The sequence below is a fragment of the Calditrichia bacterium genome (assembly GCA_020634975.1).
GTDB lineage: Bacteria > Calditrichota > Calditrichia > RBG-13-44-9 > J075 > JACKAQ01.
In genome coordinates, this window is the sequence record JACKAQ010000001.1 from 300,309 (window position 1) to 313,417 (window position 13,109).

Sequence of the window (13,109 nt, forward strand, 5' to 3'; positions counted from 1 at the left end):
GCGTGTTGATTTGGAGTGGGTTTTTTGGTGAATTGTATGGGCAATAATCACATCACTACCATTACTACTAAAACTTTTCCGGTAACGCCGATTCAACAGTATTTGCAAAGGTGTTACAGTTTAACTAAAGATTCAAAAAAATGAATTTTCAGTCAATTTTTAAAATATTTGTCCGATAGATGAAATGATCGATAAAACCAGAGATTTCAAATGTTATTTAAAACTACAACCTATCTCATAAGATTAATCAACTGAAAGGACGCAATGATGCAACGAGACAAAGGATTCGGTGTGATTCTCACGCTGTTTTTCCTGTTGCTAGTCGGGATGACTGCTGCTGCACAAACCACATATACGTGGAATGTGTTAGACGGCACATGGGATACCGCTACGAACTGGTCGCCCAACGGTATTCCCGGCACAACGGATAATGTCATCATTTCCAATGGTATTCTCCGGATGAACGGTGTTGATCGTACGATAAACAACATCAACATCTCGCAAGTATCCGGAGGGGATACGCGTATCGAAATGACCGGTAATTTGACGATCAACGGTACGATGACCTGGGATAATGGTTACATTTTAGGTGATACATTAACCACAGGCATCGACGATACGCTGACAATTGCAGTCGGTGCTGCGTTGGAAATGAACACCGGCAGCAAAAAGAATGCAGACAATATTGCCATTGTCAACAACGGCGCCTTCAACTGGACAGCCGGAAACTTCGATTTAACCTACCTAACCTCAACCCGAGAAAGCTATTTCCTGAATAACAGCATCGTTAATATTACGATGACCACAGACAGGAACTTGCTCGGCGGCGAATTCACAATTTTTGAGAACCTGGGCACAATCAATTTCTCAAATACGGCGGCATCGCCGATTACGCAGTTCAGCCTGTTTTTTAACGATCAGGGGACTGTTAATGTGAATGCAGGTACATTAGATGTTCGCGTTGGCGGGGTATTCACAAAAGCCACCCATAATCTTGCCAGTGGTGCAGTCATCTGGATCCGGCGTGCCGGTTTCACAGTGGACAGCCTTGTAACCAGCGGCTCCGGTGTTTCCTTAATCGAAGACGCAACAATTACATTAAACAACGATTTGGTTACGCAAAGTGGGGCAACCACCTATTTGCAGTCATCCGAAATAACCGGCGCAGCCAATGTGGTTGTTGACGGTACGTTTCAATTTGACAGAACCCGGATCGGCGGTACCGGCGAAGTTTTGATTAACCCGGGCGGTTCGTTCGGTCTCGTTTCGCCGCAACCAAAAAATATCGCACGGTTGATTCGCAACAAAGGCACAATCACCTGGGATGACAGCTCGATAGTTGACCTCGAAGCCGGCGGCGATATCATCAACGATACAACCGGCACAATGCTGATTACCGGTGCCGGAACGTTTTCACTGGTTGGCGGAACAGGATTGTTCACCAACTACGGCACCGTCGTTAAAAACGGTGGCGGCAAAACGAACTGGAATGTTCCCTTTGTCAACAATGGTGAAATTTCATTATTAAGTGACTCTTTGAGATTTACCAAATCACTGACCAACAACGACAGCGGCGCCGTTTCCGGTGTCGGATTTCTGGATGTATCTGCCGGTGCAGGCTTCACCAATCGTGGCGCTTTCCATCCCGGCGATACGCTCGGTGCTTTAAATTTTGTGGGCAATTATGTAAACACAACATCCACAACTGATCTGGATATCCAGATTGGCGGCAACACGCCGGGCGCATACGACCAATTGTTGGTCAACGGCAGCGCCCAACTGGGCGGCGTTCTGTCTCTGTCGCGGGTGAACGGGTTTCATCCCGTCCCGACGGATACGTTCCACGTTGTTAAATACGGCAGCCGTACCGGAACATTCAGCTCAGTTGATTTTCCCGGTCACACCTACAATCTGGCTTACACGGACAGCAGTGTGATGTTGACCGAAATCCAGCGCGACAACTTTGCACCGGTTGCTGTAGTAGACAGCATCACCACCGATGAAGAAGTTGCCGCCAGCGTTAACGTGCTCGCCAACGACAGCGATGGCGATGCCGATCCGATGACCATCGCCAGCTTCACGCAGCCGACCGGCGGCGTTGTTGCCCAACTTGGCGATAGCTCATTTACCTACACGCCAAATGCAAATTTCTTCGGCGCAGACAGCTTTACCTACACAGTAGCTGACGGTTTCAACGGAAGCACCGTTGGTACGGTTCGCGTTACTGTAAACAGCATCAACGATAATCCGGTTATCACCGGTCTACCCGATCTTGTTTTTGACAACGATAGCACAGAAGTGCTGAATTTGGGAACCTACACCAACGATGTCGATCACGACAAAAATACGTTGGTCTGGGCAGCAACGGTGATTGACGCACAGCCGTTACCCACTTCAAAAGTGAGCAATCCGGCATTGTTAGTTGATGTTTCTCAACTGAATGTTGCGATTACGGATTCGATTGCAACCTTTACAGCCAATGCAGATAGCGGTGGCATTTACACGGTAGTGTTCTCCGTAACCGACCCGTTGACCGGCAGCGATACCGATACAATGGTGGTAACGCTGAACATCGGCAACTTCCCGCCAGTGGTTTCCGCACCTATTCCGGATTTCAATTTTGATGAAGATTCCGGTCCGGTGGTTGTCGAATCTGACCTGAACAATGTGTTCAGTGATGGCGACATCGGCACCATTTTCACATTTACCGCGGTATCCGAAAACCCGGATATCCAGGTTTCCGTGAATGGCAACGAGCTTTCAGTAACATCGACCGCAGATTTTGTCGGCTCCGGCAACGTAATCGTCACCGCAGATGACGATGCGGATACCGTCAGCGATACATTTTTGGTCACTATCGATCCGGTCAATGATGCACCGGTTGCGGCAAATGTACCGGATGTCAATTTCAACGAAGATGCATCCACAACATTAAATCTGAAACCGTATGGCAGCGACATCGACAACCTGGTTGGCGAACTGAGCTGGACCGCAACGGTTATCGCTGCACAGGCGCCGCCGAGCAAACGCGGCAGCAGCTACCAGATTACACCTGCGGATCTGACTGTAAACGTCACCGGCGACACGCTGGCGAATTTCTCCGCTACGGCAGACAGCGGCGGCGTGTTCACCGTTGTGTTTACCGTCAGCGATCCGGGCGCACTCAGCAGCAACGATACGGTTACCGTTACGGTTAACCAAACGGCTGATGCACCGTATGTCGCTTCCGCAATTGCAGATTTGGTGTATAATGAAGATGATGTTCCGGCGACCGCTTCGGCAAATCTGAACAACAATTTTGCCGATCCCGATCCGGGAACAACCCTCAATTTCTCGGCTGTTTCTGATAACGCGGACATCTCCGCAACCGTCAGCAACGACAGCCTGCTCATCAGCTCCACACTCAATTATAGCGGCTCGGGAACCGTGGTCGTTACGGCATCCGATGGCGGATTGTCCGTCACCGATACGTTTGCCGTAACCATCAACGCCGTTAACGATGCGCCGGTAATTGCCACCATTCCGGATGTGAATTTCACCGAAGATGGCAGCACCACCGTTGCGCTCAACGATTATGTTGCAGATGTGGACAACCTCGATTCCGAAATTTCGTGGGCAGCCGAAGTGCTTTCCGCTTCCGGCACCGTCACCAAAAACGGCGTAACCCGCGAAGTGACCCCGGCGGATCTGACCGTCACCATCGACGGCAGCAACGTGGCAACTTTCGCCGCGACCGCGGATTCCAACGGTGTGTTCACCGTGAAGTTTACCGCAACCGATCCGGGTTTGCTCAGCGATACGGATACTGTTTCCGTCACCGTCAGCTCGGTGAACGACGCACCGTTCCGCACAGCAACCATCGCCGATGTTGCATTCAACGAAGATGCTGGTCCGGTAACGGCTTCGGCAAATCTGAACAGCAATTTCAGCGATCCCGATCCGGGAACAACGCTGGTTTTCTCGGCGGTTTCGGATAATGCAAATATCACGGCAACCGTATCCGGTAGCCAATTGACCGTCAACGCCGCAGCCGATTTCTTCGGCACCGGAAATGTTGTCGTCACCGCTTCGGACGGTTCGCTTGCCGCAACCGATACATTCGCCGTTACCGTAAACGCGGTAAACGATGCGCCGGTAGTTGCCGGCATTCCGGATGTCGGTTTCTCCGAAAACGGTTCGCAAACGGTTTCTCTCGATGATTATGTAACCGATGTGGACAACCTGCCAGCAGATATGAGCTGGGCTGCTGAAGTGCTCAGCGCTTCCGGCACTGTCACCAAAGGCGGCGTTTCCCGCGAAGTGACCCCGGCGGATCTGACCGTCACCATCGACGGCAGCAACGTGGCGACCTTCTCCGCGACCGCGGATTCCAACGGTGTGTTCACCGTGAAATTTACCGCAACCGACCCCGGCACACTCGCCGATACCGACACCATTACGGTAACGGTTACGCCGGTAAACAACGCGCCGGTTATTTCCGCCATTCCGGATGCTTCCTTCCCCGAAGATGGCAGCGAAACCGTTGCACTGAACGATTATGTTTCTGATGTGGACAACAGCGACTCAGAAATTACATGGGTTGCAGAAGTGCTCACCGCTTCCGGAACGGTAACCAAAAACGGATTTGTCCGTCAAGTGACCCCGGCAGATTTGAGCGTTACTATCGACGGTAACAATGTTGCGACATATTCCGCAACTGCGGATTCCAACGGTGTGTTCACCGTGAAATTTACCGCAACCGATCCGGGTCTGCTCAGCGATACGGACACCGTTACCGTAACCATCAGTTCGGTGAACGATGCGCCGTTTGTTGTAACGCCGATCTCCGATGTAACCTTCAACGAAGATGAAGGTCCGGTAACCGCAACAACCACACTGAGCTCAAACTTCAGCGATCCCGATCCGGGCACAACTCTGATTTTCTCAGCAAGTTCAGACAACGTAAATATTACCGCCACCGTCAATGGCAATGCGCTGGACGTTAACGCCGCCGCAAATTTCTCCGGCACGGGCAACGTTTTGGTGACTGCTTCCGACGGTTCGCTGACGGTTACTGATACTGTGGCTGTCACTGTTAACGCTGTGAACGATGCGCCGGTGGTTGCCAATATTCCGGATGTCACTTTCTCCGAAGATGGCAGCACAACCGTTGCGCTGAACGATTACGTTACAGACGTAGATAATCTCGACTCCGAAATTTCGTGGGCAGCCGAAGTGCTTTCCGCTTCCGGCACCGTCACCAAAGGCGGCGTCACCCGCGAAGTTACGCCCGCAGATCTGACCGTCTCCATCGACGGTAACAATGTGGCGACCCTTTCCGCGACCGCGGATTCCAACGGTGTGTTCACCGTGAAATTTACCGCAACCGATCCGGGTCTGCTCAGCGATACCGATACCATCACTGTAACGGTTAATTCGGTGAACGATGCGCCATTTGTGGCATCTGCTATCGCCGATGTATCGTTTAACGAAGATGGTGGTCCGGTAACCGCAGCCGCAAACCTGAACAGCAACTTTGCTGATCCCGATCCGGGCACAACCCTGCTCTTCTCGGCAAGTTCGGATAACGCGAACATCTCTGCGTCGCTCTCCGGCAGCCAATTGAGCGTCAACGCCGCAGCCAACTTTTTTGGCGCCGGCAATGTGATTGTCACTGCTTCCGATGGTTCGCTTTCCGTGACCGATACATTTGCCGTCACCGTTAGCGCAGTGAACGACGCACCGGTCGTTGCCAATATTCCGGATGTTTCATTTACGGAAGATGGCAGCACAACCGTTGCGCTGAACAATTATGTGAACGACGTGGACAACCTCGATTCCGAAATTTCGTGGGCGGCTGAAGTGCTTTCCGCTTCCGGCACCGTCACCAAAAACGGCAGAACCCGGGCGATCACACCCGCAGACCTGACTGTTTCGATCGACGGCAGCAACGTGGCGACCTTCTCCGCGACCGCGGATTCCAACGGTGTGTTCACCGTGAAATTTACCGCAACCGACCCCGGGCTGCTCAGCGATACTGACACGATGACCGTGACCATCAGCTCGGTGAACGATGCACCGTTTGTGGCAGTTGCCATTCCCGATCTCGCGTTTAACGAAGATGAAGGCCCGGCAATTGCATCAGCAAACCTGAACAACAATTTCAGCGATCCCGATCCGGGAACGACCCTGTTGTATTCGGTCAGCTCGGATAACGCGAACATCACCGCGGCGCTTTCCGGCAGTCAGTTGAACGTTAATGCTTCAACCGACTTCTCCGGCAGCGGCAACGTGATTGTCATCGCCTCAGACGGTTCGCTGACCGTTAGCGACACCTTTGCCGTCACCGTTAACGCGGTGAACGATGCACCGGTGGTTGCAACCATCCCGGATGTTTCCTTTTCCGAAGATGGCAGCACAACCGTCGCACTGAACAATTATGTGAGTGACGTGGACAACCTCGATAGCGAAATTTCGTGGGCGGCTGAAGTGCTTTCCGCTTCCGGTACCGTCACCAAAGGCGGCGTTACCCGCGAAGTTACGCCCGCAGACCTGACCGTTTCGATAGACGGCGGCAACGTGGCAACCCTCTCTGCGACTGCGGATTCCAACGGTGTATTCACCGTGAAATTTACCGCAACCGATCCGGGTCTGCTCAGCGATACCGATACCGTCACTGTTACCGTCAGTTCGGTGAACGATGCGCCGTTTGTTGTAACGCCGATCTCCGATGTAACCTTCAACGAAGATGAAGGTCCGGTAACCGCAACAACCACACTGAGCTCAAACTTCAGCGATCCCGATCCGGGCACAACCCTGAATTACACAGCAAGTTCGGATAACGCAAACATCACTGCCACCGTCACCGGCAGCCAGTTGACCGTCAACGCTTCCGCCAATTATTTCGGCACCGGAAACGTAGTCGTCACCGCCAGCGACGGCGCACTGAGCGTCACCGATACGTTTGCTGTCACCGTAAATGCAATCAACGATGCACCGGTAATTGCCACCATCCCGGATGTTTCTTTCCCCGAAGATGGCAGCTCCACCGTTGCGCTCAACGATTATGTTGCAGACGTGGATAACCTCGATTCCGAAATCGGGTGGGTTGCTGAAGTGCTTTCCGCTTCCGGCACAGTCACCAAAAACGGCAGAACCCGGGCAATCACACCCGCAGACCTGACCGTAGGAATCGATGGCAACAACGTCGCGACTTTCTCCGCCTCTGCGGATTCCAACGGTGTGTTCACCGTTAAATTGACCGCAACTGATCCGGGTGACCTGTCAGATACGGACACCGTTACCGTGACCATCAGTTCGGTCAACGATGCGCCGTTTGTGACATCGGCTATCGGTGATGTATCTTTTGTTGAAGATTTGGGTCCGGTGGTTGCATCGGCGGATCTGAACAGCAACTTTGCCGATCCCGATCCGGGCACAACGTTGATCTTTACCGCAACCGCGGATGCCGGCATTCTGCCGAGCATCAGCAACGGTCAACTGACTGTAAACACGCAACTTAACTACACAGGTACCGGCAACGTGGTGGTTCGCGCCAGCGATGGCAGCGCATCCGTTACCGATACGTTCAGCGTAACCGTCAGCCCGGTCAACGATCCGCCGGCAATTGCTCCGGCAATGCCCGACATCTCCTTCCCAGAGGGTGAATCCACCACGCTGGCACTTAACGATTACGGCACCGACCCGGACAACCTGGACAGCGAACTGAGCTGGACAGCAACGGTGCTCTCCGCAACTTCCGGAACATTGACTGTTGATATCGACGGCAGCAACGTTGCCACCTTCTCCGCATCCGGTGCGGACAGCGGCGGCGTGTTCACCGTTAAATTCGACGTCAGCGACCCGAGCGCGCTCAGCGATACGGACACGATCACCGTGACCATCGCCAACGTGAACGATGCACCGGTGATTGCCCCGGCGATCCCGGATATCAGCTTCCCGGAAGATGGCTCCACAACGCTCGGTCTGAACGAATATGTCAACGACATCGATAACCTCGACAGCGAACTGAGCTGGACAGCCGAAGTGCTCTCAGCTGCCGGTACGGTTACCAAAAACGGCGTTACCCGCGAGATTACACCGTCGGATCTCACCGTTTCAATTGATGGAAACAACGTCGCATCGTTCGCCGCATCGGCGGATTCCAACGGCGTGTTCACCGTCAAATTTACCGTGACCGACCCGGGCGCACTCAGCGATACGGACACCATTCTGGTGACAGCAAACAGCGTCAACGACGCACCGGTGATTGCTCCGGCAATTCCGGATATCAGCTTCCCGGAAAACGGTTCGTCCACCCTTTCGCTGAACGATTACGTCACCGATATCGATCACAATGACAGCGAACTGAACTGGACAGCCGAAGTGCTCACCGGCAATGTTAACCAGTTGACCATCGCGATCGATGCCAATAATTCGGCGACTTTCTCCTCCTCGGCAGACAGCGGCGGCGTGTTCACTGTGAAGCTGACCGTAACCGACCCGGGCGATCTGTCCGATACGGACACGATTTCCGTGACCATCGCGGATGTGAACGACGCACCGGTGATTGCCCCGGCGATGCCGGATGTCAGCTTCCCCGAAGATGGCAGCACAACGGTCGCGCTGAATGATTATGTGAATGACATCGATAACCTCGACAGCGAACTGAGCTGGACAGCCGAAGTGCTCACTGCATCGGGAACGTTCACCAAAGACGGACGCACCCGCGAAGTGACCCCGGCAGACCTCTCGGTCGCCATCGATGCGAACAATGTCGCAACCATCTCCGCAACCGCGGATTCCAACGGCGTGTTCACCGTGAAATTCACCGTAACCGATCCGGGCAACTTGTCCGATACGGATACGATCGCAGTGACCATCGCCAGCATCAACGATGCACCGGTGATCGCTCCGGCAATCCCGGATGTCAGCTTCCCCGAAGATGGCAGCACCACCGTGGCGCTCAACGATTATGTTAGCGATGCGGATCACAGCGACGCTCAACTGACCTGGACAGCACAGGTGCTCACCGCTACGGGCGGCAGCACAGCCGTGCAGATCGATCCGTCCGACCTGAGCGTAGCGATCGACGGAAACAACGTTGCCACCTTCTCCGCAACAGCGGACAGCGGCGGCGTGTTCACCGTGAAATTCACCGTATCCGATCCGGGTAATTTGACCGATACGGATACCATCACCGTAACCGTGGAAAGTGTGAACGACGCGCCGGTGGTTGTCAACCCGATTGCCAATGTTGCCTTCAACGAAGATGCAGCGCCGGTAACCGCGACAGCTAACCTCAGCGCTGTGTTCAGCGATGCTGACCCGGGAACAACACTGGAAATTACCGCCACAACCAGCGATGCAAACGTGACTGCAACGATCTCGAACGATAGTTTGATCGTCGGCGCAGCTGCGAACTACTTCGGAAACGCACAGGTTTTTGTATCCGCAAGTGACGGCATTGCCAGCGTTACAGACACAGTAGGCGTAACCGTGGTTGGCGTGAACGACGCACCGGAAATCACCCCGGCGATGCCGGATGTGGCATTCGGTGAAGACGAAAGCACAACGCTGAACCTCGATGATTACGTTGCCGACGTGGACAACGCAGCCAGCGCAATGCTCTGGACCGCTGAAGTGCTCACAGCAACCGGCGTTACCCGCGGCGTTTCTGTTGACCCGACCGATCTGGATGTGACGATCGATCCGGCAACCCGCGTGGCAACCTTCAGCGCAACTTCGGATACCAGCGGTATCTTCACCGTGAAGTTCACCGTCAGCGATCCGGGCAACCTCACCGATACGGATACAATTACCGTAACCATCTCCGGTGAAAACGATCCGCCGGCAGTTGCCAATGCCATCGCCGATGTAACCTTCGACGAAGACAGCGGACCGGTTGTCGCAGCCGGAAACCTGAATACAGTATTCAGCGATCCCGATCCGGGTACCGTGCTGACCTTCTTTGCAGCATCAAATGATCCGGATATTCAGGTATCGATTTCCAACGACAGCCTGTATGTTACCTCCTCGCTGAACTACTTCGGCGCTATCAGCGTGGTTGTAAGCGCAGACGACGGCACCTTTGCCGTGGATGATACGTTTGATGTCACCATCAATCCGGTGAACGACGCACCGGTGCTGGTCAATCTGCCCGCAGCTATCGAGTTTGCGGAAGATGACAGCATCACATTCTTCCTCGATACGCTGGTCACGGATGTGGACAACACGATTCAGGAAATTGTGTTCAGTCTCGCACCGTCTGATCCGGTTATTTCGGATAATGTGGATCTGGTTCTGGATCCGGTTGCCCGCACCATCACACTGGTTCCGAATGAAAACTTCAACTACCTCGGTGGTCAGGTATATGTTACCGCAACAGATATCGGCGGATTGAGCGACAGCGACACGCTGGACTTCAACATCCTGCCGGTAAACGATGCGCCCTACTTCCTGGTTGAATTTGAATCGGACACTGTCAAACAGGATTCCACCATCGGTGGCAATATCTGGGAAATCGTCGAAGATCCGGAAACAGAGGATGCACTTCTGACCTATACCTTCAGCGGCAATCCCGATTCGTTGCTCGTCACTTACGACGAAAATACCGGTGATGTAACCATCACGCCGGTATCCGGATTTACCGGAACGGTTGCGCTGGAATTCACCGTCAGCGACGGCGAACTGAGTGCATCTCAAACACTTACGGTAGTTGTTGAACCGACGGTAGGTATTTTCGACGACCCGACGGCGCTGCCGACATCGTTCGACATCACCCAAAACTATCCGAACCCGTTCAACCCGAGCACCTCGCTCAAATTCCAGTTGCCGACCGCAACGGATGTGCGACTGGTGATTTATAACGTGCTCGGTCAGAAAGTCCGCACGCTGGCTAACCAGCAATTCCAGGCGGGCTATCACGAAGTGAAATGGGACGGTATGAACGATTACGGTGTGCGCGCTGCAACCGGCGTTTACATCTATCGCTTCGAAGCCGGCAAGTTCGTGAAAGTGATGAAGATGACCTTGATGAAGTAACTGATTTTATGGAACTTGCAGAATTAAAACACTGCAAGTTCTGTGATTGCAACATCTGAGTTTTTACAAAAAGCCCTGCAAATTTAACCATTTGCAGGGCTTTTTTTGTGTCAATTTCCAAATCGGTTGACCGGGAATCGTTTATGCGGTATTTTCTGCAAAAAATATGAGGAGAAGATAATGCCATTAGAATTTTACAAATTTTTGCATATCATCAGCGCGATTTTAGTGTTGATGGCGTTGGGCTCTGCCGCTGCCAATAGCGCCGTAAAAGCTGCCGGTCAAAAGCTCTACGGGATGTTGCACGGTATTGGCATTTTGATAATGCTGGTCGCAGGATTTGGCGCGCTCGCCAAATTGGGAATGAATTTTTCCGGGTGGGTGATCACCAAAATTGTGCTGTGGGTGGTTCTCGGCGGAATGCTGACGCTCATCAAAAAGATGCCGGATAAAGCGATGTTGCTCTGGTACGCATCATTCGCAGTTGCTGCGATTGCCGCATTTATGGCAATTTATAAACCGTTTTAGACATCAGTATCGGATTCAATATTTTAAGGGACATGGCATGCCGTGTCCCTTTTTTTTATGTTTGTTATCAGGCAAGGATAAAGGATAAAGGATAAAGCATAAAATATTACGAAATCATTTCGTTTTCTGCGTTCCAGGAACGAAATCGAAAACCGCGGTTTGGATGGCGGTTGTTTCCTCGCCGGTGAATACCGCAAAAATGGCTGCCACTCGTCCGCCAAACGCATCCACATTCAGATAATCCCCGAAAAACACCTCTTTATTACACTGGAAAGGCTTGATTTTACTGAGCTTATGATTTGTGAACGTTTGCCCGCCGTCGAGGCTGCGGGCGAGATAAATTTCGGTGGTTGTATCGTTGGAGTTGCGGCGATCGTAATACGCGATATTAACCGAGCCATCCACCGGATCAACCGCCATCCACGTAAAAAACTGCGCTTTGCCGTTGAAAATCGGGTCGTCGTTCACGCGAATGTGTTTTGACCAGGTTTCGCCGCCATCGCGGGAATATTTGAGGAACACGTCCGGATCGCCGTTGCGCTCGTCGATCCAGTTGACGTAAACGCTGCCGCGATGCGGCCCGTCGCTCAAATCCGTTTTGGTCACCGGGAATCCGTTGCAGCGGGAAATCCCTTCGATGTCAATATTCCAGCCGCCAACCAGTTCAGTGAGCACTTTTTCTTTGGTGAAAGTGACGCCCGCATCCAACGATTTTTTGAACACCAGCCCGCGCGGACCACTCCAGGCGATATACACTTCCCCATTCGGACCGGTTGCCGGAACCGCGCCTTCCACGGTGTAATCGTCATCTTTGCAGTCGCCGCCGATGTCCGAAATGCGATACGGCGAATCAAATGTTTTCCCGCCGTCGGTGGATCGCGAAAAGAAAATCTGGGTGGAATCGTACGGCGTTGCGCCGTAATAGGCATCAAATCGCGTCCACGCGATGTACACATTCCCTTTGTTTGGCGATGTCGCGGCGTTGTCCGTAATCATCCACGGTTTGTCCTCGTGCGGCCGCAGCGAATTATCGTGATCCACCACTTTCACCGGACCGTTCCAATTTTCGGTATTTTTGTCAGAATAGGTCACCCAAATACCGCTGGCTTTGCGCAGATTGGTGCGCAATCCGCGAAACGCGATAAAGCAGTGATAGGCAATCCCATCCGCGTTGAAGGTCATCACATCGTCGCCCTGAACGCGCTGTTCCGGGTTCATTTCGGTGATAATTTTCCAGGTTTTGCCGCCGTCGCTGGAGTGATAGCGCATGTTCACTACCCGGGTTTCGCCCGCGTCTGTGTCGCCATAGCGGATGGACGCGCCAATAATATTATCCGGATTGGTCGGGTTGATGGCGATGGACGGCTCCACCGGACGTTTGAACCAATCCTCAGAAAGCGTTGCGATGTGATAATTCTGCGCAACAACCGACAGGCTGAGCAACATAACAAAAAACAGATGTTTCATTGGGATTCTCCGACTGTTATTAATTTTCGGCGATTTGTGATTTTTTGGCGATTTGTGAATTACGGCATTTCGTGAATTACGGCGATTCGTGA

3 protein-coding genes are annotated in these 13,109 nt (G+C 52.8%); 2 read left to right on the plus strand and 1 reads right to left on the minus strand.

The window, feature by feature from the left end:
* Window positions 1-267 precede the first annotated feature (267 nt).
* Together H6629_01230 and H6629_01235 are read left to right on the plus strand one after the other, a co-directional pair.
* Window positions 268-11,022: a tandem-95 repeat protein gene (locus H6629_01230; GenBank protein ID MCB9066419.1), complete on the plus strand. Its 10,755-nt coding sequence runs from the start codon at window positions 268-270 to the stop codon at window positions 11,020-11,022.
* A 180-nt stretch (window positions 11,023-11,202) separates the two neighbouring features.
* Window positions 11,203-11,550, plus strand: coding sequence for a hypothetical protein (locus H6629_01235; protein MCB9066420.1), 348 nt, complete (start codon window positions 11,203-11,205; stop codon window positions 11,548-11,550).
* Between the two features lie 114 nt (window positions 11,551-11,664).
* Here the strand turns inward: H6629_01235 and H6629_01240 are convergent, their stop codons facing one another.
* Complete coding sequence (locus tag H6629_01240) at window positions 11,665-13,017, minus strand: exo-alpha-sialidase (protein MCB9066421.1); 1,353 nt, start codon at window positions 13,015-13,017, stop codon at window positions 11,665-11,667.
* Window positions 13,018-13,109: the final 92 nt, after the last annotated feature.

What these genes read in the sequence shown, in the direction of transcription:
- H6629_01230 (MCB9066419.1), top strand. Translation starts at nt 268, where the DNA reads ATGCAACGAGACAAAGGATTCGGTGTGATTCTCACGCTGTTTTTCCTG.
- H6629_01235 (MCB9066420.1), top strand. Translation starts at nt 11,203, where the DNA reads ATGCCATTAGAATTTTACAAATTTTTGCATATCATCAGCGCGATTTTA.
- H6629_01240 (MCB9066421.1), bottom strand. Translation starts at nt 13,017, where the DNA reads ATGAAACATCTGTTTTTTGTTATGTTGCTCAGCCTGTCGGTTGTTGCG.